Genomic DNA, 26020 nt, shown 5'->3' on the forward strand with positions numbered 1-26020 from the left:
TACCATCGCACATTATCTGTTTCGGTTTATCCCGGTCGCCGGAGGAGAGGTATTATACACGAGGAGGGTATGGAACAGGGATATGGCAGGAGACTGGAGGGCGACAATCCGGGGTCAGGCCTCAGACCCGTCCATCCCTCGACCGGACTTATACCATGAGCATCACTGACCGCTGTCGCCGTACCATCGCCTTCACCCTTGATGTCATGCGGCAGCCAACGAAGGCCGACGGGACCCTCCGGTTCTCCGACCTCGCCTTCTTCCTCCGGTTCGCCCGGCCGATCAGGACGGTGGGCGTATTGGCCCTCGCAGCGACTGCTCTCGTCTCGGCGGCAAAGACTGTGCTCCCGCTCAGCATCAAGTTCTTCATCGACAACATCCTGCTCGGCGGGACGGAGGCCTCCGACTCCCTCACCGCAGAAGCCGGCGGGCTCCTCTCGTCGCTCGACACCCTCATCGCCGCTCTCCTGGTGCTCGGGCTCTTCACCGGCGGCATGGACCTGCTGCGGAACTACTGGACCGCCCGGTTCCGGGAAGGTTACGCCTTCAACCTCCAGACCGCCCTCGTCGAGCACGTCCTGAACTTCCCGCTCTCGTACTTCAAGTCGCAGCAGACCGGCTACATCATGTCCCGCCTCTCCGACGACGTCCAGATCCTGCAGTACACCGTCTCCCAGTATCTCCCCCTGATCGTCGCAAACGGCCTCTACGTCGCCTTCACCCTCGCTATACTCTCCATCCTGAGCCTGAGGCTCACCCTCGTCATCGCCGCCTTCATCCCGCTCTACCTCCTCGTCAACGCCGTCTTCATCCGGCGGATCCGCGCCGCCACCCACCGGGAACGCGAACGGCAGGCCTACGTCTCCCGCGACATCCAGGAGGTGATCTCCGGCATCGACACCGTAAAGACTCACGCCGCTGAGGAGCGAGAGGTGTACCGGGTCTCCGGAACGCTTGCAGGGATGGTCGATGCCCGGGTCAGAACCACGATGCTCTCGGCGTTCTCGGAGTACTTCAGGATCGGTACGATGTCGCTCATGCTGATCGCTGTCTTCTGGGTCGGCGGGACCGAGGTGCTCGCCGGTGCCATGACCGTCGGGGACTTCGTCGCGTTCGCGGTCTACGTCGTGACGTTCGCCCCCGCCGTCAACACCTTCTTCGCCTTTCCCGTCGTCATGCAGCCCGCCCTCACCTCCGCCGCTCGCCTGCGCGACCTCTTTGCGATGCACGGAGAGCCGGCCGGCAGCGGGGTCGTACCCGACGCGGCGCAGGGCAGGATCGAGTTCTCCAGCGTCTGGTTCGGGTACACGGAGTCGGAACCGGTCCTTTGCGACGCAACCTTTGTCGCCCGGCCCGGCGAGGTGGTCGCCGTCGTCGGGAGGACCGGTGCCGGAAAGACGACGCTCGTAAACCTGATCCTCCGGGCATTCACACCGCAGGAAGGCACGATCACCCTCGACGGCCGCGATCTTGCGTCGCTCGACCCCAGGTGGCTGCGGCGGCAGGTATCGCTCGTCTCGCAGGATCTCTTCCTCTTCCACACCACCATCGAGGAGAACATCCGCTACGGCAGGCCTGAAGCCACATTCGAGGAGATCGTCACGGCCGCCCGGAAAGCGCAGATCCACGACGAGATCATGGGGTTTTCGGAGGGTTACCGGACGATCGTCGGGGAGCGTGGGACGCAGCTCTCCGTCGGCCAGCGGCAGCGGGTTGCCATCGCGAGAGCCTTCCTGAAGGATGCTCCCATCCTCATCCTCGACGAACCCACGTCTGCGCTCGACATCCAGACCGAGGAGCAGATCCGCCGGACGCTCCGGCTCCTGGTCCGGAACCGGACGACCATCCTCATCACCCACCGTCCGTCGCTCCTGACGCTCGCCGACCGCGTCATCGCGATCGAAGGCGGACGGTTGCGGGAAGAGCAGTGGACGGATCTCCCGCCGGGAGACGAGGGCGGCCGCATGCACCGCCCCGGCCGATCCGCGACCACGTTGATGGGGCCGGGATTATAGGATATGGCGACATACCCCTGTGGCATGGAGCATAAGGCAGGATGTCTGATCTGCGGCCGGGATCTCATATACGGTGAGGAAGCCCGCGACCTTCCCTGCGCCGTCTGCGGGGAGATCATGAGCACTGCGGTCGCCTGCGAAGCCGGGCACTTCGTCTGCGACCGGTGCCACGGCCTCGCAGCGCTCGACCTCATCGAGCGGTTCTGCATCGCAACGGAACTTGAGGATCCGCTTGCCATCGCCTGTATCCTGATGCGGTATCCGGCGGTGAGGATGCACGGGCCGGAGCACCACTTTCTCGTGCCTGCATCCCTCATCGCCGCCTACTGCAACCACCGGGGGGAACCGGGGCGAAAGGGGGAACTGCTCAGGCAGGCGCGCACGAGGGCGGGCGTGGTTCCGGGAGGGGCCTGCGGAACCCACGGCACCTGCGGGGCGGCGGTCGGCACCGGCATCTTCGTGAGCCTGATCACCAGATCGACACCCCTGAAGAAGCAGGAATGGTCGCTTGCTAACCTGGTGACCGCAGAGAGCCTGATGACGATAGCCCGGCACGGCGGCCCCCGGTGCTGCAAGCGCGACTCGTGGCTTGCCATCCGCACCGCGATCGCGTTCCTTCGCGAGCGGTTCGGGGTGAACCTCCCGGCAGAAGAAGCGGTACGGTGCGAGTTCAGCGATATCAACCGCGAATGCCTGCGGGGGGAGTGCCCCTTCCACGCCGGCTACCCGACCGGATGACCCGCGGCCCGGAGAACCGTTACAATGATGAAATAGCCGAGAACGGTTCCGATGAGCGTCGCGGCGACGGCAATGAGGCCGTCACCCCAGTGTGTGCGGCTCCACCACCCTGCCGCGCTGCCGATGAGGAAGGAGGCGAAGATGATGAGGATCTCCTGCCGGTCCACCGTTGCCATGATAGAGGGAGGTATCGGCGCTCTTCGCCCATATCGTTTGCCCCACCCCGGACAGCAGGGATATAACCGATCGGCATCACTATTATAGAAAAATGTTCGCCGCCTGCCACCTCTTTCTCGGCCTGATCCTGGGCCTCGCATTCGCCGGACGCCTGGACGACCGGCGGCTCATCGGTTTCGCTGCTCTCGGGGCCATCCTCCCCGACCTGCTCGATAAACCGGTCGGTCACCTTCTTCTTGCAGGGTCCCTCAACTCCGGTCGGCTCTTCGGGCACGGGCTGCTCTTCCTCACCCTCCTCGCGGTCGCGGGCATCGCCCTGTACCGGAGACGGGAGTCGTTTGCGCTCCTCGCCGTCGCGGCGGGAGCACTCTCCCACCAGATTCTCGATGCGATGTGGGCGATGCCCCTCACCTGGTACTTCCCGCTCCTCGGCCCATACCAGCCTTACGAGTTCACCGACTACTTCGGCGGCGCCATCCTTGCCGAGGTATCGTCGCTCTCCGAATGGATATTCCTCGCGGCAGCGGCCGGGATCGCTCTCGCCGCCTGCCGGGGCTCCGGTTCGGGCAGCTCCAGACTCGCCGCGGCACTCGTCCGCGTCTCCGTCCCGCTCCTTGCCATCCTCGCCCTCGTCTCCGTCCTCGTATGGGCGGCCGGCAGCCCGGAGAGCATCCTGATGGCCGGGGCGGGGCCGGAGGATTACCTGCTGCTCGCAGCGGTGGCGGCAGTCGGGGTCGTCGGGACGATACGCCACCGGGAGTTCCTGTACACCGGGTAGAGCCGTCAGTCAAGCCGGGTTATCGGGGTGATGCTGCCCGGCACCGTCCTCTCCACCCGGAGCGCCGGCCTCCCCGCCGGTTTGATCTCGACGGCAAACGTCCGGTACGGCTTGCAATCCGCTCTGCCGTCCGGCGAGATGTTCAGGATGTACTGTTCTCCGGTCTCGAGAAGGTGATCGGAATCGGCGTTCAACCGCTCCTGGACGCTCCAGTACCCCTTTCCGGGGGCGACGTCTATGAGAGGTTCGTTCCGGTCAATTATCTCCCTGTGCGCGGAGCCGACCAGGCGGACGGATACCGTGGTGATATCGATAGGATCGCTGCCGGGGGTGAGACTGACCGGGATGATGATCGAGGTTATCATTTCGGGAGAGTTGCTGACGCCATATACGCTGCCGGTCACGGTGAGGCTCGACCCCGCCTCCTGGATGCCGCGGTGAACGGTGGATCGGCTTGCCTCCGAGAAGAAGATGCCCGCCCCCAGGACGACGTACGCAAAAACGGCTGCAACGACGACAAATGCGATGAGCACGATCGCTGCCTCGAGCCCGGTGAACCCGGCGTCAGAAGAGTTCGACGTAGTCATTCTTCCCGATACCCGTGGGAACGTTCCTGGTCAACGCAACGGTCTCTCCCCCTCCGGCGATCACCTGGAGGGTGAACGTATCCCCCCGCCCGATGCCCACACCGACCGTATTCAGTCTCACCGTGACGACCTCCCCTGCCTCAAGGAGGGTTCCGCCGTCCTCCGGATACCGCCAGGTGACGGTTACACGGGAATCGCCGGGAGGGAACGTGACGAGGGTCTCTTTCGTCGCGATGGTGTAGGTCATCCTCCCCAGGTCGATGACGGCGAGATCGGTCGCGGTCTCGAGATCGAACTCCATGAACTTGACGAGACCCTGATCGTTGTCCAGCTTGGCGATGATCGTCTGGCCCGGACGGAGGGCGGATCCGGCTTCGCCGAGAGCGGCATGCATCGTCTCCTGGCTCTTCTGCGACGTGGTCATGCCCACCCCGAGAACGACGTACCCGAAGACCGCAGCGACGACGATAAAGGCGATGAAGACGATCGCCGCTTCAAGTCCGGTGAACGCTCGATCGTCCCAGTCTTCCCGGGGCATATGAATGCGAGTTGGTCGCGCTTCGATTAAAAGATGCTGATTTTTCTCACAGACCGGCCTCCCGTGACCCCAGGTCTTCGTATCTCCCAAACAGGCCCTCACCGGAGAACCTATTTATACCATGGCTATTTATGGGGTAGCAGCATGACATCCGAGACCGCCGCAGGAGTTCTCATCAGGTCGCTGGACCCCCGCACCATCCCGCCGGACTTAAAGGGCGTCTATCTCTGGGTCTTCCTCGCCCTTGCCGGAATCTACGCCCCGATCATCAGCGAGAGCCTTCTCCGCGTGGTCTTCGTCCTGCCGTTCATCCTCTTCATCCCCGGCTACCTCCTGACCGCGGCACTCTTCCCGGCAAGGGACGACCTCGACGGGATAGAACGTGTTGCCCTCTCACTCGGGGTCTCCATCGCCGCCGTACCGCTCCTCGGCTTCGCGCTCAACTACACGCCCTGGGGTATCGGGCTCGACTCCATCGCCGTCACCCTTCTGGCATTCAGCCTCGTCGTCGGCATCGCCGCCCAGTTCCGGCGCCGTGAACTCCCGGAAGAGAGCCGCTTCACCGTTCCTTTTGCCATGTACCGGGCTTCGGCACGGGAGGAGTTCTCCGGCGGTTCCGCATCCCGGTTCGACCGCGTCCTGAGTGTCGTCCTCATCGCTGCCGTCCTCGTGGCCGTGGTAACGACGGTCTTCATCATCATGGTCCCGAAAGAGGGCGAGAAGTTCACCGAGTTCTACATCCTCGGCCCGCGGGGAAAGGCGGCCGACTACCCGACCGAGTTCATGTCCGGGACACCGCAGACGGTGATCATCGGGATCGGAAACCACGAATACCGGGATATCACCTACACGGTGGAGACGTTTGCCGTGGAGAGCAGGTTCAATAACGCAACAAACCAGTCGACGATCGTCTCGGCGACGCCCCTCGACCGGTTTTCCGTCACGGTGCCGCACAATCGGACCGTCGAGCAGCCCTACTCCTTCCGGATCATGGACCCGGATACGAACAGGATCGAGTTCCTCCTCTTCAAAGAGCCGCCGCCCGACAACATACCGAGAAACACTCTCGCCGAGGCCAGCTACCGCAACCTGCACCTCTGGCTGCGGGTGCACTGAAGGAACCGGGGCCGGATGCAGGACGCCTCCAAAAATTTATCCATTCAAACGGCATAAGGCTCTTTGAGGTACAGAGATGAAACGTGAAATTCTGGTCGCCTTGCTTCTGCTCACGGCGGTTCTCGTAACCCCGACAGGGGCTTTCAGCGCAGACCGCCTTCATATTACCGTGAACGAGGATGCGAGCGCGGAGATAACATTCGATTACACCCTCTCGTGGATCGAGCGGATTGCCGTCTTCTTCAAGATAGCCGATCCGGCACAGGAACTGAAGTCCGCACTTGAACGATCGCTGGGGGTTCCCGTAGTCGTGGCCTCGGTCGAGAGCGACTCCGCTACGTTCACTGCCACGAGGTTTGCAATGATCAGCGATGCCGACGGCGCTAAGACCTACTCGACACCGGGGCTCGACTTCACTGAAGCGCAGGCGGTTCTTGATGAGTACTGGTTTGCGCCGCTGGTCCAGGCCGACTTCTCCCCCGATCAGACAGTGGTTCGGTTCTCGGACGGCCACGAGGAGACGTTCTCCAACCTGAGCGCAATCCCGCCGCTCTCCCACCAGGTTCCGTGAGCAGAACCACAACACTCTCTTTTTCGGCCCCGAATCCTTTCATATCCAGACAGAAGAAGCGGGGCAGAACCAATCCGACGTCGGATAATCTGGTTGAAGTCAGGTCTAACCGATGCGGGAGCCTCCGCTGACCGGTCGCAGCCTGCTAAAAAAAGGGGAGGAATTTCTCCTTACTTGAATACGTCGAAGATCTGGTCGCTGCCGGTGTCGGAGAGCCGCTGGCGTTCCGCCTGCTCCTCGACGAGCGCGAGGACCGGGAGCTCCATGTCCACACCCGGGGTGTGACCGAACATCTTCTCCATATCCGTCTGCAGGGCGTGCATGAAGAGCGCGTTCGGGATATCCATGGCGCAGTTCTCCTCGCACTGACCGCAGTTGACACACGAATCCGAGATGTGAGCGTAGCGGATCAGGTGGAACATGAAGGGCGGCGGAACCTGACCGGGCTCGACCAGATAGGGCTTCTTCGTGCTGCACTCCACGCAGTAGCAGATCGGGCAGTTCTCGATGCAGGCGTAGCACTTGATGCACCGGCCCGTCTCGCTCATGATCTTCTGGAGACGCTCCTTGCCCTCGCCGAGTGCCTCGAAATCTTTCGCCCGCCACTTGTCGCCGAGTTTCAGCATCGAGTTCTCGACCTTGCCGCGGATCTCGATACCCTTCGGGTTCGCGGCCTCGGTCTTGAGCCCTCCGGCCTTCACGGCCCCGTCGAGGAGGTTTGCGCCCTTCTCGGAGCAGACCTCGACGAACGTAGCGTTCCCGGCCTTATCGCCAATGACGCCCCAGTTTCCGCAGGCGAGGTCCGCCTGGCGGGGGATCTTCATCTTGCACCGGCGGCAGTTCGAGCGGCGGCCGAAGCCCGCCTCCTCGAGTTCGTCCATCGAGATGCCTTTGTGCTCACCATCCTTCGTGACGATGATGAACTGGCCCTTGTCGATCTCTTCCTTGACGACCGTGTCGGGGTCGACCCCGAACTTCTCGGCGATCATCTCCCGGGCAAGAACCGGGCTGACCGAACCGCCGCAGTTGAGGCCGATCATCAGGACGTTGTCCAGGTTGACCTGGTTGCGCTTCGCGAGCTCGTAGAGGCCCATCGCGTCGCAGCCTTTCACCGGGACGGCGATCCTCATATCCTTGGCGCCGTCGAGGTATTCCTTCACCAGTTTCGAGAGCAGGAGCGTCCCGCAGTGGAGCGAGCCAGACGTCTCTGCGATCTCCTCAGGGTTGGTGATGAGGGTCGGGACTGCGTCGTAGAGATCCTGTCCCTTCTTCACGGCAAGGACAGCATCCACCATGCCAGACGTTAGGGCGTGCGTCAGCAGAGCGGTGACCGCTCCGCCGCACTCGCCCCTCTCCTGGCAGGCGGCGTCGGCTGCCCATGCGTAGACCATATCGCCTTTTGCTGCCATCTTCAGGCCTCCGTGATCTTCTCGACCTTCACAGCACAGGCCTTGAACTCCGGGATCTTGGCGATCGGGTCGAGAGCGTTGTTCGTCAGTATGTTTGCCGCGCACTCGGCGAAGTGGAACGGCATGAACATGACACCCTTCATGATATCGGGGGTCACCTTCGCGGGAACGTTCACCGTGCCGCGGCGGGTGGTCGCACGGACCATCTCCTTGTTCTGGATGCCGAGCGCCTTGGCGTCGTCGGGGTTGATCTCGATCCAGCCGGTCGGGACCTCACTGTCGAGCGTCGCGGAGCGGCGGGTCATGGTGCCGGTGTGCCAGTGCCAGAGGATACGGCCGGTCGTGAGGACGAACGGATACTCTGCGTCGGGGACCTCCGCCGGCGGTTTCCACTCGATAGGAGCGAAGATGCCGATGCCGTCGGGGTGGGAGAACTTCTCCTTGTGGAGAATCGGCGTGCCGGGGTGTTCCACGGTCGGGCAGGGCCAGTGGAGGGCTTCGGGCTTGTTGAGGCGCTCGTAGTTCATCCCATGGTAGGACGGGGTGAGTTCGGCGACCTCGTTGAAGATCTCCTCCATGTTCTGGTAGGGGAACTGGTCCGCGTAACCCATCTTTGCCGCGAGTTCGCTGATGATCTGCCAGTCTTCCTTCGCCTCACCAGGCGGGTCCTGGGCTTTACGCCACATCTGGACGCGCCGCTCGGTGCTGGTCTGGGTGCCGTCGCGCTCCGCGTAGCATGCCGCAGGCAGAACAACGTCGGCGAGTTCGCTCGTCTCGGTCATGAAGATGTCCTGGACGACCAGGAACTCCAGGCTCTCGAGGGCATGCCTGACGTGGTTGATGTCCGGGTCGGAGATCATCGGGTTCTCGCCCATGATGTACATGCACTTGAGTTCGCCGGGGTTGTCGGTCAGGACGTCCATCATGACGGTGACCTCATAGCCGTTCTTCGGCTCGCAGATGCCGTCGGGGAAACCCCAGGCGTCGGCGAACTTCTTATGGGCGGCCGGGTCGATGACCTTCTGGTAGCCGGTGAAGACGACCGGGAGTGCGCCCATGTCACAGGCGCCCTGGACGTTGTTCTGGCCACGGAGCGCGTTCACGCCGGCGCCGGGCTTGCCCAGGTTGCCGGTCAGCATCTGGATGTTTGCGACCGACCGGACGTTGTCGACGCCGACGGTGTGCTGGGTGATACCCATCGAGTAGAGGATCGCGCCGGGCTTCGTGGTGCCGAAGATCTCGGCGGCCTGCTTAATCTGGTCGGCCGGGATGCCGGTGACCTTCGAGACGTTCTCAAGGCTGTAGTCCTCCTTCATGACGACTTCCTTGAGCTTCTCGTAGTCCTTCGTCCTCTTCTCGATGAACTCCTTGTCCTCCCAGCCGTTCTTGATGATCTCCTGCATCAGGCCGTTCAAGAGAGCGACATCGGTGCCGGAGACGAACGGCATGTAGAGGTCGGCCAGCCGGGCGGTCGGAGTGTAGCGCGGGTCGGCGCAGATGACCTTCGCGCCGTCCTGCTTCGCCTGGACGATCTTGCGGCCGATCAGCGGGTGCTGTTCGAGGGTGTTCGACCCGAGAACGAAGATGCACTTCGACTCGGCGATATCGAGAATGGAGTTGGTCATCGCCCCGGAGCCGAACGAAGCGGCAAGGCCGGCGACGGTGGATGCGTGACAGAGTCGGGCGCAGTGGTCGATGTGACGAGATTTCATGACGCCGCGGGCGAACTTCATCATCAGGTAGTTCTCTTCGTTCGAGACACGTGCTGAGGAGAGCGCCGCGAACTCATCGGGCTTGTACGACTTGAACTTCTGTGCGATCAGGTCGTAGGCCTCGTCCCAGGTCGCCTCGACGAATTTGCCGTCCTTCTTGATGAGCGGCTTCGTGAGGCGGTCCGGGCTGTTCACGAACTCGTGAGCGTAAGTGCCCTTGGGGCAGACTTTTCCCTCGTTGACCGGAGAACGCTTGTAAGGTTGTGTGCCGACAACCTTTCCGTCCTTCACGACGAGATTAAAGCTGCACCCTGTACCGCAGTACGGGCATGTAGTTTGTACATACTTGAGATCCATGGTAAAAACCTCGGATACCACTATATAGACGATTGTAATATTTAACACTAGTGATTAACAGATGGGTTTTTGATGAATAAGTGTGGGTAGCATAATCTTTCTTCCCGGGAGATGATCTCGATCTCCGGCATCACCGGCCGGTTCCGTTGTAGAGCATATACCCGGGCCCCGCGCCTCGACGCGCGCCTGAAGCGGCGTCCGACTGATTATAGTATAGAAAGGCCGGTCGGAGTAAGGCCCCTTATCGATCTCCGGGTCCGAGTGCACGATCACCCCCGGTCCTGGAGCGCGGGACCCCGTAGAGGCACCGGCGGCAGCTGTTTCGGCGGGCGCCCGACCGCGGAGGCTATTCGCCACGGGGATGGCGGCTTGCGGGAGGATCTCACCCCCTGTCTCCAGCGCGCAGACGTTCCCCACCCCGCCCGCGAGGGGTGGGGTGGGGCGACGGATAGCAACCATCCGGCGGAGACCTGGGTTGGGGCTATCGGAAAAGTCATACGCAGTAGAGACAGGGGGGGTGCCCCCCGTCAGCCTCCTCCCCAATGGCGATACTCCCACGCTCCACTGTATGGGAAGATGCTGAAAATGGATGGGGGCCCGTTTCGCCTCCCAGACACGGCTTTCCACCGGCTATCGCCACACACTGCCCCCGCCCCCGGGGGTGGGGGAGGAGCGCCGGAGGCGCGGGCGGGATGGGAGCTACAGATATCCAGGATGGGTGGAGACAGGGGGATGCTCCACACCCTTTCTGACGGCGAGGATATAGCACCCACCATGCCAGACGTTAGGGCGTGCGTCAGCAGAGCGGTGATCGCACCGCCCCACTCGCCCTACTTCAGCACGTCGGCGCCCGTGACCTCTTCAGCCGCTCATGACCGGCGGGATACAGCAGGAGCAGAGCCTGCCCTCCGGATACCCCCTCGATTGAGGGAAGATGTTATTATCGGTGGACGCGTAACCCTCTCACACAACTGCACAGGAGAGAGTTTCCATCGTGAAGAAGATGCTGCCGATCCCGCCGATGCTCGTCGACCTGGTGGGAAACGCCCTCGCGTCGATGGACGGCGTTATATTCGCTGATCTCGCCGCCTGCCCATCGTGCAGGGGCCAGGTGATCGGGCACGACATGCGGGCAAAGCGGTTTGCTGTCATACTCGATCAGGGAAAAGAGCACACTATCCGGGTCTTCGTGAAGCGTTTCTACTGCCAGGATTGTAACGCCCTCTGCTATGCGGACGCCCCCTTCTACCCCGACACCCGTCTCGCGTCGCCCATCGTCGATCTCTGCATCCTCCTCTCGCAGCAGATGCCCTTCAACCAGGTGGCGCAGCACCTCCTGGCGATGGGGATCGTCGTCGACCGGGGAACGATCCGGAACTACGCCTCCCGCGATTTTGGGGCGATCCCCGCGACCAACCTCTTCGGGTTCCTGCTACCGCTCCCCCTGCTGAACCTCGCCACCTTCGCCCTCAGCCGGGAGGGGCGCCCCATCGTAGGGGCAGAAGTGCTCGCCGCCTGCGGTTTCCCACCCGCAAACAGGGCACCTCCTCACGGCAGAGCGACGCCCAAAGAGCGGGATCAGCGGGATGAACAGGAAGAGAAAGAAGAACGGGAACCCTGAGGCCAGCGACACGATCGTGACGGCGATCGATACCGCGAGCAAAAGAAGGGTCAGGTACCACCGGCTCGCCGTAGCGCCACCTCCCTGACCGCGTATGCAGGGAGCGCGTCCGAGACCTCTCCGATCTCCTCATCAAGCGTAACGCCGCCGAGTTCGCGGGCAAAGAGGTCCGCACCGATACCAGCCGTGATCAAGCGCCCGGCACCGCTCCGGGACACTGCGTGCTCCACCGCGCGGGCGATCACCGTTCGCTGGGCATCCCAGAACTGCCGGGCGACAGTTCGTGCTCCACTCTCCCCGATCTCATCGAGATCGGCGCAGACCACCCGGGCAAGCCTCCGGAGCGCCGCCTCAGGAGTCTTCTCGCCGTTGTCGGGTGCAGGGGAGGTGTAGTCCTCCGGGGCGATATGGCCGAGCACAAGGTGGGCGTCGGCGCTTGAGGCGAAGTATTCGGTGCTCACCGGGGTCACCGTCCCGTCGAGCGTGACCGACGATACCAGCGTCGCGACGTTCGTCCGGAGCATCCCGGTGTAGACGAGGTACCGCTCCTGCAGCCGCCGGGTGTCGGTCAGCCCCTTGAGATCCTCGAAACAGTTCAGGGGGATGACGTCGGCGGTGGTGCTTCCCACGTCGAGGAGAACCGCGTCGGCGTAGTCCTCTCGCAGGTAGTCGGCCGACGCCAGCCAGTTCGCGGCGGCAAGGGCCGGAACCGGCCGGGTATGGAACGCCGCATCGGTGCCGTAGAAGACGGCGGCGGGGATGACCTCCCGGACCGCCCCGACAATCCAGCGGATGCCGTCCATCTTGTTTGTGAAGCAGTCGGCGAGCTCCCCGCTCATCACCACGGCAGCATCCTCTCCGGCATACGGTTTGAGGAGAGCGGCGAGCGGTGCACCCTGCCAGAGCGGGCAGTAATGGATATGCACGCCGGCATCGTCGACGACCTTGAGGTTCGCACCGCCGATATCGATCCCGATCATAACCGGTGAAGCCCCCCGTCCTTGTCGAACCGCACCCTCCCGGAGAGGTGCACCTCCGCCAGCGCCTCGCCGTGCGACGCTCTGACGAGGATATCGGCAATCTCTTCCTCCATGACAGCCGCGATGCCGACCAGGCTGGTCGTGGGCCTCGGGTTGACATCTACGACGTAGAGCTGCTCCCCGGCGACGACGTCGATCCCGGCGTAGCCCTGGCACCCAAGCGCGTTCATCGCCCGGACGGCAAGATCGACGATCTCCTCCTCGCGATCGGGATGGACGGGCGTCTCTCCCCCGAGGTAGAGGAACCTCCCGTCCTCCGCGATGGCGATCTCCTGCCGGTTGACGGCGAGCCGGAGCGGAGGAACGCCCGAGTAGAACTCGCAGACGTTGCCGGTCACCCGGCTCCCCACCAGGCTCACGCTCAGCGCCTCCCCTTCGACATAGGCCTGTGCAAACTCGCCGGCTCCGGGCTCCTCATCCGTCAGCCGGACCCCGAGAGCGCCGCAGCCCATGATCGGCTTGACGACCCTCTTCCCTCCCCCGGCGTCAGGGGGGACGGCAATCCCGTTCCGGGAGAGGATACCCGCCGTCCGCTGCTTGTTGGCGCAGATCGCCGCGTTCATGCTCCCGCACCCGATGTTGTGGGTCAACCCCTCGAGGAGATGCGTGTACCGGAAGAGGAGGTGATCCGGCGCGATGACCAGGCCCACATCGCATTCCGGTGCGAGTCTCTTGATCTCGCCCTCGAAGTCGGGGCGCTCGGGCGTCACCACGTCGTAACCGCACCTCTCAAAGCTGCCGCTTATGGCGGCGAGCATGGCAGCGCCCTCGGGCGCAAGCTCGGGGTCGTTGCATACCGAGTACTCGGCGAGAAAGACCTTCATTGCAGTAGAGGTCAGCTACAGAGAACTTGACCCTGACGATCGGGCAGGTTTTTGATGCGCGGAAACTATCCCTATAGACAAGGATGAAACCCAAGATTCTGCTCACCAACGACGATGGAATAACCTCTACGGGACTCTGGGCGGCATACGACGCGCTCGCGCCGATCGCCGACGTCACCGTGGTCGCCCCCTCGACCCAGCAGAGCGCCGTAGGCAGATCCATCTCCATCTTCGAGCCGATCCGTGCAACACAGGTGACGATGAACGGCGTGACCGCCTACTCGGTCGGCGGGAAACCGACCGATGCCGTGATCATCGGGCTCTTCGCGCTGCGTCTGAATCCCGACTTTGTGGTCAGCGGGGTCAACATCGGCGAGAACCTCTCGTTTGAGTCGATCATGACCTCGGGAACCGTCGGGGCTGCGCTCGAGGCGTCGAACCAGGGGGTGCCGTCCCTTGCCTTCTCGCTCCAGGTGGAGGATCAGGGCGACAAGTTCGACGATCCCTCGCGGATCGCCGACCGGTACTCCGATACGAAGCGGGTGGTTCGCGAGATCTGCGAGAGGGTGTTTGCAAACGGGTTCCCTGGAAAGGCCCACGTCATCAACGTGAATATCCCGGCCCAGGTGCGCGGCGGATACGAGATCACCCGTCTCGCCGAGAAACTCTTCTATACCGGTGTCGAGGAGCGCCTCGACCCGCGCGGCCGCCCCTATTACTGGATCGACGGGCCGCTGTACGAGGATGCGGAGGAGGGCACCGACGCGCATGCGGTGCAGAAGGGCAACGTCTCCATCACGCCGATCACGCTCGACTGCACTGCGTATGCCGCCGCGGATGAACTGAAGGATATCTTCGACGGCATGCATATCTGAACGGGGGAGGAAGGTACAGCATGAATACATCAGCACAGGCAGCATCGAAGCAGAATGCAGGCTACCGGTCAGCAGAGGAGGTCGGTGACGGGATGATCGTCGGGCTCGGCACCGGGTCGACCGTCTTCTTTGCGATGGAGCGGCTGGGCGCGCGGATAAGAGAGGAGGGGCTCTCCATAGCCGGCGTCCCGACTTCATACCAGGCGGCCATCCGGGCGCGCCGGTACGGCATACCGCTCACGAGCCTCGATGAGCACCCCGGACTCGATATCGCCATCGACGGCGCCGACCAGGTCGACCCGGCGCTCCGCCTGATCAAAGGGCGCGGAGCCGCGCACCTCCGGGAGAAGTGCGTCTGCGACGCGGCTGAGAGGGTGCTTATCGTCGTCGACCGCACGAAGATGGTCGAGACCCTTGACGCGCCCGTGCCGGTCGAGGTGCTCCCGTTCGCCGTGGAAACGGTCTCCCGCCGGCTTGCGGCGCTCGGTGCCGATCCGGTTCTCCGGGAAGGGGTGAAGAAAGACGGGCCGGTCGTCACCGACAACGGCAATTTCATCGTCGACTGCAGTTTCGGGGCGATTGGAGACCCTGACCGCCTGGAGGCCGAGATCGCCTCGATCCCGGGGGCACTCGAGTGCGGCCTCTTCACGACCTACACGGAAAAAATAACGGTTATTATCGGTGAGGAGAAGGGTTGCAGCGTCGTATCACTGCGTTGAGATGCATTCCCGCATCTTCTGGATAAGGTCCAACTGGTGCCGGGCTTCCTTCTTCTTCTCTTTCTCGATCGTGTCCATGATCTCTGATATTGAGCGCGAGAGCGCGTAGATCTTCACCGGCCTTCCTTTGCTCTCCGACTTGCTCTCGCGGGTATCGATCCAGTCGCACTCTTTGAGGAAGCGCATTGCGATGCTGACTTCGGGCTGGCGGAGATCGGTGCCGCGCTCGATGTCCCGGGAGGTCGCTTCCTCCGTGTTTGCCAGGTATACGAGCACTTTGGAGACGTTTCTCTTGATCCCGATGCCCATCAAGAGCTCGGCGAGTTCTTCATCGCGCGGCGTAAAATATCGTACCTTATCGGACCTCATCCATTCACCATCAGATAGTTATCTAGTGTTTTAAATCTGACTATAAAAATATTATTATTTCAATGGGAGATTCAGCGATTGCATCTCTTTAAAGTGAACGGATGAACCATCAAACCTTTGAAAACTGTCTTTTTTTCACCGGAACGCGCTGTCGCGGGAAGGAAGAGGGTACTCTCTGAAACGGGGAGAAAGCGATCGGGATGACGGAAAGGCGGGAAGGCGACAGGCACGCCGCCAGCGGGGAGACTGTCGTCACCTGATTCTGCTCGATCTTCAAAACGGCCCGGACGGCCCCGTGAGATTAAAAAGAGAAGAGGACTACCAGACAGCCTTCAGATGAGACCGAGACTCGAGAGTTCGGAGAGGATCCGCCGTACCGCACGCTGAGCATCCTCGGCCACCTTGCCGCCTGTGATGATCAGTTTGCCGGACCCAAACAGGAGGACGACCACCTTGGGGTCGTCGAGCCGGTACACGAGCCCGGGAAACTGTTCGGGCTCGTACTCGATCTTGTCCAGATTGAAGCCCACGGCAATCTTGTTCAGGTTGATCGGCGTCCCGAGGTCTGCGGACGTGACGATGTTCTGGACCTTGTAGGTCGGGTTCTCGGCGATCTCGATGCCGAGCGCCCGCAACTTCTCAACGAGAATCTCCAGGCCACGCGAGAGGTTGTCAATGCTCTTCGCTCCGGTCAGGACGACCTTGCCGGAACCGAAGACGAGCGCGGCGATCTTCGGGTCCTGCATCCGGAGAACGACGCCGGGGAACCGCTTCTTATTGTATTCCGCGTCCTTCAACTGGGATGCAAGAGATGGCAGATCAAGAGAATCCGTCACTTTCGCGGAAGCGACGATATTTTCTATCTTGAGGGACTCCTCTGGTCTGTGCTCATTCATATATATAGCATGCTTAAAAATGGTATATAAATAGTGGTATTCTACTCTTCTAGAGTCGAGATATCACCGGGATCCATACCCATCTCCTGTGCCTTCAAGACCCGCCTCATGATCTTGCCGCTCCGGGTCTTGGGGAGCGACTCGACGAACTCGATCTCGGACGGTATGGCGATGGGGCCGAGCGTCATCCTGACATGGTAGACGAGATCGTTTCTCAGTTTCTCGCCCGGCTTGTGGCCGTTCCTGAGGATGACGAAGGCCTTTATGGTGTTCCCCTTCAGGGCATCGGGTTTCCCGATGACGGCGGCCTCCGCCACCGCCTCGTGGGAGACGAGCGCGCTCTCGACCTCGGCCGTCCCGATGTTGTGCCCGGCGACGACGATCAGGTCGTCGGACCGCCCGATGACCATGATGTAGCCGTCCTTGTCCTTCACCGCGAGGTCGGCCGCAGTGTAGCAGCCGGGAATGGTGTTCCAGTAATTGCAGTATCGCTCATCGTCGTCCCAGATCGTCCGCATCATCGACGGCCAGGGCTCTTTGATGACCAGGAGGCCGCCCGTACCCGGCGGGACCGGGTTGCCCTCCATATCGACGACATCCGCGACAACGCCCGGTAACGGCCTTCCCACGAATCCGGGGCGCATCGGTTCGCCGATCATCGTGGTCAGCATGTGCATCCCGGTCTCGGTCTGCCACCAGGTATCCATGATCGGGCACCGGTCTTTGCCGATGGTGCGGTAGTACCACTCGAACGCCTCGGGATTGAGTGGTTCGCCGACCGACCCCAGGATGCGCAGCGATGAGAGATTGTAGCGGTTCGGCCACTCTTCACCCACCCGCATGAACATCCGGATGGCGGTCGGGGCGGTGTAGAAGATGGTGACGCCGTACTCCTCGATGAGGTCCCAGTAAGTGCCCGGGTTCGGGTAATCGGGGGTCGCCTCCGTGATGAGACAGGTTGCACCGTTCAGGAGCGGGCCATAGACGCAGTAACTGTGGCCGGTGATCCAGCCGGGGTCGGCGGTGCACCAGAAGATGTCGCTGTCTTTGATGTCAAAGACGTTCTTCGTCGTGTAGTATGTCCCGACCATGTACCCGCCGCATGTGTGGACGATGCCCTTCGGCGTCCCGGTGGTGCCGCTCGTGTACAGGACGAAGAGCGGATCTTCCGCATCCATCGGTTCGGCGGGGCACTCCCGCTCGACGCCTTCCATCAGCTCGTAGTAGTCCACCTCCATCTCGGGGTGGAGTTCGACGGGCTTGTCGAGATCCCGCCGGAGAATGACGATGCGCTCGACGGAGGGCGCGTTGACGACCGCCTCCTCGACGACGTTCTTGAGCGGGATCGCTTTCCCGCGCCGGTAGGTGAAGTCGGCGGTGACGATCACCTTGGCGCCGATGCCGTTGATCCGCTGGTTGAGTGCCTTGACGCCGAACCCGCCGAAGACGACCGAGTGGATCGCCCCGATGCGGGCGCAGGCGAGCATCGCGATGACCTGTTCGGGGACGAGCGGCATGTAGATGCAGACCCGGTCGCCCTTCCCGACGCCGAGACGCGAGAGGCCGTTCGCGAACCGGCAGACCGCGTGGTAGAGCTGGCGGTAGGTGAGGATCCGCTCCTCCTCCTCGGTCTCTCCCCGCCACATGATCGCGACCTTATTGCGCCGCTGGTTCTGGACGTGGCGGTCCAGACAGTTGTGGGTGATGTTGAGCTTGGCGTTGATGAACCACTTTGCGTACGGGTACTCCCACTCCTTCACCCGGTCCCAGGGCTGGAACCATTCCAATTCCCTGGCGACGCTGTCCCAGAACAGATCGGGGTTCGCAAGGAACTCCCGATAGGTCCGGTCGTAGTCGCCGATCCAGGAGTGCTCCTTGCAGCTGGCCTCGGGAGTATAGTACTTCGCCTCCTCGAGTTTGACGTTAAAGCTTTCAGCCATCTGACTAACTCCTATTCTACATTATTAATAATGTATATTGTATATCAACATTCTGGTCGAAGGGACGGGTGCACCAGAGGGAGACGGCAGGCAACCGTTGCCAAAAACGCACCGAAATGGCCGGCAGTTGCAACGGGGAACGCGTTATCCGCGCCCCTATGAGGAATCAAAACCCGGAGAGGCCGGGGCGCCGGGTTGGCGGCGGCGGCGAGCGAGGTGGGGTTGCCGCCCCCGGGAGTGACAAATGCCAACCTTTTTTGCCGGGCCCTTTTCCATATTCAAAGGATCACCATGCACGATGGGGTGATTCCAATGGCCGTCTCCTTCCGGAACCGCGGGCGCGAGGTGCCCGCCGGGATGAGCGACGCGACCGACCGGCAGATCGACCTGCGGGTATACAAGTCGCGTCGGCTCGCGGAGGGGGCGAAGGGATGAGGGAGACCGAAGGGATCGAGCAGACGATAAACGAACTTGAGACGGATGCAATTGAGATCGAGAAGACTGTAATCGCGTTACTTCGAGCTGTGGAACTGATCCACAAGCCCGATCCTGCAGAAGCACTCTTCTTCGCTCCGAGTAACCAGTGGGGTGAGTTGTCTGAGGAGGAGCAGCAGAAACAGCGAGACGCGCTACGAAGATACCAACGGTGGTACACGGTTGCCCACCGGTATGTCGGGGAGTACACCCCCGAAAGAGTTGATGAGTTCAACAAATGCTATTCTGGCGATAAAAACGGCAACTACGGTGTCATCGATTACATCAGGCTAGAACGGCTCCAGTGGTCACGCAACAAGTCCAGGATCATCGATGAATTCTGGCGGGTCTTCGAGATTCAACGGAGCATCCTCCTCTCGGTATCGGATGTTATCGGGATAGAGCGGATAAACCTTCGGGAACTCATATCAGCGGACTTCACCGACCGGGAGATCAACGAAGCCGACCGCCTGCAGGACAGGTCATCCTCGTGCCGCAGGCGTCCTTCTCGGGGTTGCGCTCGATCGTCAGCTGAGAACGTTGTGCGACAGGTATGGCCTCGAATACCAGAAAGAGGATAGCATCGAGCCCTTGATCCAACGACTGTATGAGAACGACTACATCGGTCTCACGCAGCTCGAAACCATCCGGTATCTCGCCGAGGTTGGGGGGAAGTGCGGCCATGCAGACAACGTCACCAGCGATGAGGTCAGAGCATCGATAGACCACCTAAAGGAGTTGATACGGCAGAGTCTTCAGACCGGCCCCACCTGGTCGGAGGATGCACTGGCAGAGCAGACGCGAGACTCCCCATCCACCCGTCACCGCGAAACCGGGTAACTCCCACCCGGAGTCTGAGGCTGCCCTCACACTCGCAGGTTCACGGGGGGATACGGGCATGTACGTGAGAACAGGCTCCGTCGAGAAGAATCTGCCAGGATCAACAGAAAGAAATGCGCCCGGGAAGGGCGCCAGAACAGGAAAGCGACTGAATCAGTCGTACTCGCGCCAGGTCTTGCCGCAGGCGGTGCAACGGTAGAACCTGACTTCGCTCTCATCCGCCGCACGCAGCTGCCGCAGCCACCAGTATGCCGTCGTGCAGTCGCACTCCGGGCACTTGATCGTCGCGGTCGGGAGGGTTGCAATCTTGTCCTCCTCGTCGACGATGGTGATCTCTTTCTCCACGCGTTTGTCTGTCTTCTTTAACCGGTCGGACTCATCGATCTCCCGGATATAGCCACATTTTTTGCATTTCAGCTGACCACCGGACGATATCATCAGACCCTTGCACTGCGGACAGAACATCATTGTAATGAATGGGGCGTGATCGCAATTAATTCTTGGTCATGCCGCATGATCGGTCTGCACGACGGGCGACCCGGGCAGGAGAGGTGCACAAATAATTATAGCCGGATATGCCAAAGGGTAAAGGATGAAGGATTACCTGGTGCTGATCTCCTGCATCTGCTTTCTCGTCTTTCTGATCCCGGGCAGGTTCCGGAAGTACTTTGCACTAGGCGGGTGGATAAGCATCGTCGGATACCTCTTCTTCGAGCTCCCCTACTACTTCTCCCTCAATAACTTCGTGTACCCGGCGATAGCCGTCCTCTCGGTACCCTTCCTCTACATCACCGCAAAGTACTTGCTCCGCGACGATTCCCGGGTGATGCAGCTCTCGATGATAGCGGCTGTGGCGTTCCTGATATACGCTCCCTTCGGCTACATACCCGCACTCGGGGACTGGCTGATTACCGTTGTCACCGACCAGACCTCGGCGGCGCTCGCGGCCATCGGCTATCCCGTAACCCTCCAGGCCTGGAACCTGATGGAGCGCAACGGGCTCCAGACGGAGATCATCCTCGCCTGCACCGGCATCCAGAGTATCGCGATCATGCTCGGGGTCGCCTGGGGCGTCCAGTCGACGCTGAAGCAGAAGATTGCCGGCTTTCTCATCGTCGTCCCGACGATCTATATCCTCAATATCGTGAGGAACCTGTTCGTGATCTCGGCTTACACCGAGCAGTGGTTCCCCTACCTCCCCGAGATCGCCGGCAACGGCCAATTCGGGTATGAGAGTTTCTTCTGGGCGCACAACGTCATGGCGGAACTGGGGGCACTCGTCTTTCTCGTGGTCCTCGCCTACACCCTCTTCCTGGTCGTGCCCCAGCTCGGCACCCTCGCCGAAAGCCTCTACCGTCTCTACCGCGGCGAAGTGGAGCGAGTTCTTCGGCCGAAGTCCGGGAAGATCGAGAGCTGACGCCGGACGGGGAGCATCCGACTCCTGAAAGATCTTCCCCGCAGAGGGAACTGCGCGGGGAGGACACCCTCTGAGAGCAATGTGCGCGAAGCGTAGCGCCAACAGAACCTGAACAACCTGCAAAGACGCGAAGCGCGACCTCCCCTCCAGGGAATGGGGCATGAACATCCCTTGATGGGAGGGGAGAAACGCCGAGGTTGTCCCAAAACCTCTTTGACGGGAGAGGGGGTTCCCCTCCCGATCCCTCCCCCGAGTGGCGATACCCGATGAGAAGCCGGTTCACCCCCCTTGCCCAGGATATCGAACAGATGGGAGGAAACCTGGAGGTGAGTGTTCCGAACAGGGGGTGCCGAACGTCCAGGATCTTTTCGGGATGAACTCGCCCACGCACCACCGAAGCTATCCCAAAACGCTGTTACCGGGAGAGGGTGTCCCCCTCCCGGACCCTCCCCCGAGTGGCGATATCCAGTGGAAAACCGTTTTATCTCCCTGGTTCAGGATGTGGCTCAGATGGCGGATACCTGAGAATTAAGGGCTCCGATCAGGGTATGCCGGGGGTTCGGAGATCTTTTTGGGATGACCTCACCCTCTATCTGCATCGATCCAAAAAAAAGAGACACGAACCGGTCAGGAATACCGCCGGTAGAGGTAGACGACCCGCTGGATCGCGGAGAGGTTGGTGCAGACCGCGATGAGGAGCACCGAGACCCAGAGGAGCCCGGTCACGCCGCCGAGCACCAGCACGAGGATCGTCTCGGGCCGACCGAAGAAACCAACCCCTTCGAGGGGATCCTCGATCTTCCCGGCGACCCTCTCGGAGAACCCGATCTCCGCGTAGGTGACCGGCTTGATGAAGGTGTTCAGCAACGATCCCGCAAGTGCCAGCCCCACAATACCGAAGTCGACGACCTGCGGAACCTCGATGAGGTGGCTGATGATGGGGATGCCGGAGAACCCTATGCCGAGGATGACCGCCGCGTCGACATATTTGTCGGCGATCCAGTCAAAGACCGCCCCGAACCGGCTCTCCGTGTGGTTCTTCCGGGCCACGTTCCCGTCCACCAGGTCGAGGATCGCCGAGACGAAGAGGAGCAGGCTGCCCGCGACGAAGTGACGCCCGGCGAAGGCGAGGGCGCATGAAAAGCCGAAGAGCAGAGAGAGCATCGAGACCTGGTTCGGCGTAACGCCCAGGCGTATGAAAATCGACGCGATTCGCTCTGTATATTTGATGAATTTCGGCCGCAGGGAGGTTATATTCATCGCATAAATTTATCAGCCTGTATGGAGTTTAACCTTTGCTCTGTTCTGTCGCGGCGCAACGCTTCATCCGGAATACCGTTTGCCGGCTAAAATCATCAGATTCATAAACGCTCCCGCAAGATAGATCACCGGGAACGAATTTCAATGCCAGAACACGACAGGCCGCACGTGCTCATGATGTCGGAGATCACCGTCGACGGGAAACTTACCCTGAAGCGCGGGGCTTCGAGCAAGATCCTCATGAAGTATATGGCTCCCGAAACCGAACTCCTCCTTCACCAAACACGGGCGGAATACGATGCCATCATGGTAGGGGCGAACACCATCAGGATCGACAACTCATTCCTGACGGTCAGGCTGGTCGAGGGAAAAAGCCCGCTCCGCGTCATTCCGAGTAATCGGGCAGATATCCCGCCGAACGCAAACATCCTCGGCCCGGATGCGCGGACGGTCATCGCCGTCAGTAAGGCCGCGCCGACGGAGAATGTCGTCCGGCTCCGGGAGAGCGGCGTCGATGTCGTTGTCGCGGGCGAGGACGAGGTCGACCTGCCGGGACTGATGGCCATCCTCTCGCGAGATTACGGTGTCGGCCGGATGATGATCGAGGGGGGCCCGACGCTGAACTGGTCGATGCTGAACCACCGGCTCGTGGACGAGATTCGCCTGATCCACCTGCCGTTCATCGTCGGCGGCGCAGACACCCCGTCGCTCGTCGGCGGCATGCATATCGAGAGCGAGGACGAGATGTTCCGGCTCTCCCTGAAACGCCACTTCATGTGCGGGAGCAATCTGGTCACCGAGTGGGACGTGATCTATCATCCCGTCCCCCACGAATGATCCTTTTCTGACGCCGAACCCCTAGATCATCACGTAGGGGTCGGCCTTCATGTACTCCCGGCAGACCGTCGTCGCATAGTGACCGGGAGGGAGCGTGAATTTGAGCCGGACATCCGCACCGGATACGTCCGCCTCCACGTCGGCGGAGAGGCTGATCGGTCTCGAGACACCGGCAAACGCGGTCTTCACGAACCGGGAGGCGCGCTCGAAGTCCCCGGCGTCGATACCCGACTCGATCAGCAGGCCCTGCATGATCTCGTCCATCGGCCCGTGCGACGCCACGGGCCCGGATCCCGGGATGAAGAGGGCGATCCGGCACCGGCCGCGCCGGGCCTGCACCAGAGCCGCCTGCCGGTTCCGCGCGGAGACGACATCCTCGCGGCCGCCTGAAAAGAGGAGACGGTCGCCGACTTCAGGCTCGGTGAGCGACATGCCGGCGTCGATACGAGAGGAGAGAGCGCGGTTGAAGAGGTAGGACTGGTATGCGCTCACGAGGAGCGAGAGGAGCTTCGGGGGGAGGGCCCGGAGCGCGCCGGCGTAGTCGCCGGGGTTCGCGACGAGGTGGTTCGCCATCGCCCGCTCGTAGGTCATCCGGACGGGGAGGTCGGCGAGCGCCGCCCGCGCATCGCATGTCTCGGCAAAATGGGTCCGGGCGCGCTGCACCTCCTCCGGCTCCCGGGGGTAGGCCCGGCCGATATAGGTGGTCACGGCGCCTTCGTAGTCGCCCTTGAGGATCCTCTCGCCGACGAGGTGCGTGACCGGCCGGACGACGCCGAACCGCTGCAGCCCGTAGTAGTTCGGTATCCCGGCGGACGCAACCTCCGTCGCCGCCTGCACCCGTTCCGCGAGGCCCTCTTCGATGCAGTCGCGGATGACGATATCGAACCGGTTGCCCGCGAGGCTGCCGAGGGCGAGCGAGTGCTGCGACCGCCCGACGACCTCAAGCGTGATGTCCGCGAGGTGCACCTGCTCGACCGCCTCGGGCGGGACGTCGTAGATCGATATGAACTGGGTGGTCACCGCGTTCTTGTCCTTCGTCCCCGCCCAGGCGATCCGCCGGTGGCTGATGCCGAGCCTCTTCGCGATCTCCTTGACCGCTCGCTGGAGTTCCCAGTTCGTCTTGGTGAGCCGGCAGATGAGGTAGGGGCCGTCCGGATCGCTGATCGGGAGCGGGAGTTCCTCGACGACGAAGTCGGCGGGGCTTGCGCGGAGACGCCCGCCGATGCCGGGGGCAACGGACGCGTAGTAGCGCATCCCGAGGTCCACCTCAAGGGGATAGGGCGAGGGCATCATAGCAGGGAGAGGTCTCCGGTGATTCGGTCGAGGTCTTCGGAGCGGGCGGGGCCGAGCCCGAGGGCCGTCACGGTTCCCGGCGGGATCTCGGTCATCCCGGCATCCTGGATGATCGATGCGGGGATGCCCGCCCGCTCTGCGATCGTCTTGAGTTCAAAGAGCTGCCGTTCGTTTGACGCCTTCAGCACCACCTTCTTCTGCCCCTCGTCGAGCCAGGCCTTCTTTGCGATCTTGTCGGCCCTCTCGTAGGCCCCGATGGCGGCATGGGCGATCTGGGCACACTTCTTGCCGCAACTCATCTTGATGTCGGCGCGCACGACCAGACACTGTTTCCACTTGAACTCCCGCATATCAGGCATCTCCTACTACCTGGGGCATGATCCATCAAATACGCAGCTATGGGGGCGGAGGCCAAAAGAGGTCACCGGCGTTCCTCCCGCCTGTCCTCGCCTATGGGGCGGCGGAGGAGCGCGTTGCACCGCCTGTGCGGGAGATCTTCTCTCGACGCACCTGCCGGGGCAAAAGGCAGAGGAACACCAACCCGCCGGAGATCGTGCCGGGCTGCCCGGATATCCGGGCCTGATCCCCGGACGGTATCGGATTTCGTTCGATGACACCGGCCCTTTTCCCCGGGAAAGGTTTTTATAGGCCCGCCTTTCCGGGAAACTTATTTATAGGCCGCCGTCCATAACACTCCATCGAACGAGGTGATTTTTATGGTAAACCGCGAACAGTTACTTGCCGAATCCCGGCAGGAGATCTACGACAGCATTCCAAAGATTGCGGTCGGCGTCGCCATCGCATTCCTCATATGGCTCTTTGGCGTGCTCATCTTCCTGCCGCTTGCAACGATGCTCGGGAACCCGTTCCTCTTCGGCCTGATCGGTCTTGACAGCCTGATCTCAGGGATAATTCTCGTCGCGCTCGTGATCATCGTCCTCGGTATCTTCGGGGAGGTCCTCGACGTCGCCGAGGCGACCGCGGGGTACGCTGCCGCGGCATACTCGCGAGGCGAGACGCCTGACGAGAAGGTGGAGCGTTACCGGCTGGCATTCCGGGGTATCGCGTACGTGCTCCTTGCCGTCGTCGCGTTCCTGTTCTTCCTGCCGTTCATCGCGGGGATCTTCCCGGTCCTTGCAGGCATAGTCCTGGTCATCCTGGTCCTCTGGGCGATCTTCGTCCTCTTCCGGACAGGCAGGCTCTTTTCGGGGGAGATCGAGCGGTGGGCCGCGGAGTTCTCCCGGAAGGTCGAGTTAGAGCGGCAGGATATGGCCTTAAAGGAGCAGCAGGCACAATACCGCGAAGAGTAGACCCATGAGGAAACTATCGGTCTACCTCATTTTTGTGGCGATATGGGTCCTCGGCGCCGTGGCAGTTGCCGCATTTCCCGGCCTCATGGCCCCGGCCGCCGGGGCGCTCATGTTCCCCCTCGATGAAACGGTCGCACTCTTCCTCTCCGCGATGGTCGTGCTGACCATGATCTTTCTCGCCCTCATCGGCCTTGAGACGGGCCGGTTCGTGGCGGAGTATCTCAGGTAGGCGGGGCGACCGACCCCGCCGACCGTGCCCATTTCATTTATACCCGCCGGGCCCTATTATTCGAGGGAAAGGGATCGC

The 26020-nt window shown here is 61.9% G+C and carries 29 protein-coding genes; 15 read left to right on the forward strand and 14 right to left on the reverse strand.

Features of this window, described 5'->3' with window-relative positions; translation table 11 throughout:
* Window positions 1-155 precede the first annotated feature (155 nt).
* Window positions 156-2015 carry an ABC transporter ATP-binding protein gene (locus tag FKB36_RS11770; protein ID WP_261598274.1) on the forward strand — a complete coding sequence of 620 codons (1860 nt, stop codon included), beginning with the start codon at window positions 156-158 and terminating at the stop codon, window positions 2013-2015.
* 3 nt (window positions 2016-2018) lie between these two features.
* On the forward strand, window positions 2019-2753 hold the full coding sequence (locus FKB36_RS11775; protein WP_261598275.1) for a DUF5714 domain-containing protein: 735 nt from the start codon (window positions 2019-2021) through the stop codon (window positions 2751-2753).
* On the opposite strand, the gene FKB36_RS11780 is transcribed toward FKB36_RS11775, so the two are convergent.
* The gene (locus FKB36_RS11780) at window positions 2738-2929 is read right to left on the reverse strand and encodes a hypothetical protein (RefSeq protein ID WP_261598276.1); all 192 of its coding nucleotides are present in this window, start codon (window positions 2927-2929) and stop codon (window positions 2738-2740) included. The two genes, FKB36_RS11775 and FKB36_RS11780, sit on opposite strands and share 16 nt — an antisense overlap.
* Before the next feature lie 92 nt (window positions 2930-3021).
* Here FKB36_RS11780 and FKB36_RS11785 point away from each other — a divergent pair, with 92 nt between their 5' ends.
* The gene (locus FKB36_RS11785; protein WP_261598277.1) at window positions 3022-3708 is read left to right on the forward strand and encodes a metal-dependent hydrolase; all 687 of its coding nucleotides are present in this window, start codon (window positions 3022-3024) and stop codon (window positions 3706-3708) included.
* A 5-nt stretch (window positions 3709-3713) separates the two neighbouring features.
* Here FKB36_RS11785 and FKB36_RS11790 read toward each other — a convergent pair whose 3' ends face one another.
* On the reverse strand, window positions 3714-4295 hold the full coding sequence (locus FKB36_RS11790) for an archaellin/type IV pilin N-terminal domain-containing protein (protein WP_261598278.1): 582 nt from the start codon (window positions 4293-4295) through the stop codon (window positions 3714-3716).
* A complete protein-coding gene (locus tag FKB36_RS11795; protein WP_261598279.1) occupies window positions 4273-4833 on the reverse strand; it encodes an archaellin/type IV pilin N-terminal domain-containing protein in 561 nt (186 codons plus the stop codon). Before FKB36_RS11795 ends, FKB36_RS11790 begins: the two co-directional genes overlap by 23 nt.
* 144 nt (window positions 4834-4977) lie before the next feature.
* Here FKB36_RS11795 and FKB36_RS11800 point away from each other — a divergent pair, with 144 nt between their 5' ends.
* Window positions 4978-5949 carry a DUF1616 domain-containing protein gene (locus FKB36_RS11800; protein WP_261598281.1) on the forward strand — a complete coding sequence of 324 codons (972 nt, stop codon included), beginning with the start codon at window positions 4978-4980 and terminating at the stop codon, window positions 5947-5949.
* A gap of 76 nt (window positions 5950-6025) precedes the next feature.
* The gene (locus tag FKB36_RS11805) at window positions 6026-6520 is read left to right on the forward strand and encodes a hypothetical protein (protein ID WP_261598282.1); all 495 of its coding nucleotides are present in this window, start codon (window positions 6026-6028) and stop codon (window positions 6518-6520) included.
* A gap of 170 nt (window positions 6521-6690) precedes the next feature.
* Here FKB36_RS11805 and FKB36_RS11810 read toward each other — a convergent pair whose 3' ends face one another.
* Window positions 6691-7929, reverse strand: a complete 1239-nt coding sequence (locus tag FKB36_RS11810; RefSeq protein ID WP_261598283.1) for a Coenzyme F420 hydrogenase/dehydrogenase, beta subunit C-terminal domain — start codon at window positions 7927-7929, stop codon at window positions 6691-6693.
* 2 nt (window positions 7930-7931) lie between these two features.
* Window positions 7932-9998, reverse strand: a complete 2067-nt coding sequence (gene fdhF, locus FKB36_RS11815; RefSeq protein WP_261598284.1) for a formate dehydrogenase subunit alpha — start codon at window positions 9996-9998, stop codon at window positions 7932-7934.
* A 1003-nt stretch (window positions 9999-11001) separates the two neighbouring features.
* Between fdhF and FKB36_RS11820 the strand changes: the two genes are divergently transcribed.
* Complete coding sequence (locus tag FKB36_RS11820; RefSeq protein WP_261598320.1) at window positions 11002-11619, forward strand: hypothetical protein; 618 nt, start codon at window positions 11002-11004, stop codon at window positions 11617-11619.
* Window positions 11620-11669: 50 nt separating this feature from the next.
* Here FKB36_RS11820 and FKB36_RS11825 read toward each other — a convergent pair whose 3' ends face one another.
* A complete protein-coding gene (locus FKB36_RS11825) occupies window positions 11670-12599 on the reverse strand; it encodes a hydantoinase/oxoprolinase family protein (protein WP_261598285.1) in 930 nt (309 codons plus the stop codon).
* Window positions 12596-13483 carry an ATP-grasp domain-containing protein gene (locus FKB36_RS11830; protein ID WP_261598286.1) on the reverse strand — a complete coding sequence of 296 codons (888 nt, stop codon included), beginning with the start codon at window positions 13481-13483 and terminating at the stop codon, window positions 12596-12598. Before FKB36_RS11830 ends, FKB36_RS11825 begins: the two co-directional genes overlap by 4 nt.
* 83 nt (window positions 13484-13566) lie before the next feature.
* Between FKB36_RS11830 and surE the strand changes: the two genes are divergently transcribed.
* Both surE and rpiA read left to right on the forward strand, forming a co-directional pair.
* Window positions 13567-14358 (forward strand): 5'/3'-nucleotidase SurE, encoded by a 792-nt coding sequence (gene surE / locus FKB36_RS11835; RefSeq protein ID WP_261598287.1) that lies wholly within the window; start codon window positions 13567-13569, stop codon window positions 14356-14358.
* A gap of 20 nt (window positions 14359-14378) precedes the next feature.
* Window positions 14379-15077, forward strand: coding sequence for a ribose-5-phosphate isomerase RpiA (gene rpiA, locus FKB36_RS11840; protein ID WP_261598288.1), 699 nt, complete (start codon window positions 14379-14381; stop codon window positions 15075-15077).
* Here the strand turns inward: rpiA and FKB36_RS11845 are convergent.
* The 3 genes from FKB36_RS11845 to acs form a co-directional block, all read right to left on the reverse strand.
* Window positions 15066-15446, reverse strand: a complete 381-nt coding sequence (locus tag FKB36_RS11845) for an ArsR family transcriptional regulator (RefSeq protein WP_261598289.1) — start codon at window positions 15444-15446, stop codon at window positions 15066-15068. The genes rpiA and FKB36_RS11845 overlap by 12 nt on opposite strands.
* Before the next feature lie 332 nt (window positions 15447-15778).
* On the reverse strand, window positions 15779-16342 hold the full coding sequence (locus FKB36_RS11850; protein WP_261598291.1) for a TATA-box-binding protein: 564 nt from the start codon (window positions 16340-16342) through the stop codon (window positions 15779-15781).
* A gap of 41 nt (window positions 16343-16383) precedes the next feature.
* Window positions 16384-18282, reverse strand: a complete 1899-nt coding sequence (acs, locus tag FKB36_RS11855) for an acetate--CoA ligase (protein ID WP_261598292.1) — start codon at window positions 18280-18282, stop codon at window positions 16384-16386.
* Between the two features lie 312 nt (window positions 18283-18594).
* Between acs and FKB36_RS11860 the strand changes: the two genes are divergently transcribed.
* The 3 genes from FKB36_RS11860 to FKB36_RS11870 are packed head-to-tail and all read left to right on the forward strand — an operon-like array spanning window position 18595 to window position 19596.
* The gene (locus tag FKB36_RS11860; RefSeq protein WP_261598293.1) at window positions 18595-18717 is read left to right on the forward strand and encodes a hypothetical protein; all 123 of its coding nucleotides are present in this window, start codon (window positions 18595-18597) and stop codon (window positions 18715-18717) included.
* Window positions 18714-19337: a hypothetical protein gene (locus FKB36_RS11865; protein ID WP_261598294.1), complete on the forward strand. Its 624-nt coding sequence runs from the start codon at window positions 18714-18716 to the stop codon at window positions 19335-19337. The genes FKB36_RS11860 and FKB36_RS11865 overlap by 4 nt, the downstream gene beginning before the upstream one ends.
* 10 nt (window positions 19338-19347) lie before the next feature.
* Window positions 19348-19596, forward strand: a complete 249-nt coding sequence (locus FKB36_RS11870) for a hypothetical protein (protein WP_261598295.1) — start codon at window positions 19348-19350, stop codon at window positions 19594-19596.
* Between the two features lie 153 nt (window positions 19597-19749).
* Here the strand turns inward: FKB36_RS11870 and FKB36_RS11875 are convergent, their stop codons facing one another.
* Window positions 19750-20064 carry a transcription factor S gene (locus FKB36_RS11875; RefSeq protein ID WP_261598296.1) on the reverse strand — a complete coding sequence of 105 codons (315 nt, stop codon included), beginning with the start codon at window positions 20062-20064 and terminating at the stop codon, window positions 19750-19752.
* Between the two features lie 124 nt (window positions 20065-20188).
* On the opposite strand from FKB36_RS11875, the gene artA reads away from it, so the two are divergent.
* Window positions 20189-21013, forward strand: a complete 825-nt coding sequence (gene artA, locus FKB36_RS11880) for an archaeosortase A (protein ID WP_261598297.1) — start codon at window positions 20189-20191, stop codon at window positions 21011-21013.
* Between the two features lie 627 nt (window positions 21014-21640).
* Here the strand turns inward: artA and FKB36_RS11885 are convergent.
* Window positions 21641-22273, reverse strand: coding sequence for a CDP-alcohol phosphatidyltransferase family protein (locus FKB36_RS11885; protein WP_261598298.1), 633 nt, complete (start codon window positions 22271-22273; stop codon window positions 21641-21643).
* 144 nt (window positions 22274-22417) lie between these two features.
* Here FKB36_RS11885 and FKB36_RS11890 point away from each other — a divergent pair, with 144 nt between their 5' ends.
* Window positions 22418-23110 (forward strand): dihydrofolate reductase family protein, encoded by a 693-nt coding sequence (locus tag FKB36_RS11890; RefSeq protein ID WP_261598299.1) that lies wholly within the window; start codon window positions 22418-22420, stop codon window positions 23108-23110.
* A 21-nt stretch (window positions 23111-23131) separates the two neighbouring features.
* On the opposite strand, the gene truD is transcribed toward FKB36_RS11890, so the two are convergent.
* Together truD and pth2 are read right to left on the reverse strand one after the other, a co-directional pair.
* A complete protein-coding gene (truD, locus tag FKB36_RS11895; protein WP_261598300.1) occupies window positions 23132-24403 on the reverse strand; it encodes a tRNA pseudouridine(13) synthase TruD in 1272 nt (423 codons plus the stop codon).
* Window positions 24400-24762 (reverse strand): peptidyl-tRNA hydrolase Pth2, encoded by a 363-nt coding sequence (gene pth2, locus FKB36_RS11900; protein ID WP_261598301.1) that lies wholly within the window; start codon window positions 24760-24762, stop codon window positions 24400-24402. Before pth2 ends, truD begins: the two co-directional genes overlap by 4 nt.
* 357 nt (window positions 24763-25119) lie before the next feature.
* Here pth2 and FKB36_RS11905 point away from each other — a divergent pair, with 357 nt between their 5' ends.
* Together FKB36_RS11905 and FKB36_RS11910 are read left to right on the forward strand one after the other, a co-directional pair.
* A complete protein-coding gene (locus FKB36_RS11905; RefSeq protein ID WP_261598302.1) occupies window positions 25120-25713 on the forward strand; it encodes a hypothetical protein in 594 nt (197 codons plus the stop codon).
* Window positions 25714-25717: 4 nt separating this feature from the next.
* Window positions 25718-25942, forward strand: coding sequence for a hypothetical protein (locus FKB36_RS11910; protein ID WP_261598303.1), 225 nt, complete (start codon window positions 25718-25720; stop codon window positions 25940-25942).
* Window positions 25943-26020: the final 78 nt, after the last annotated feature.

The sequence above is a fragment of the Methanoculleus formosensis genome (assembly GCF_025384765.1).
Taxonomy (GTDB): domain Archaea; phylum Halobacteriota; class Methanomicrobia; order Methanomicrobiales; family Methanoculleaceae; genus Methanoculleus; species Methanoculleus formosensis.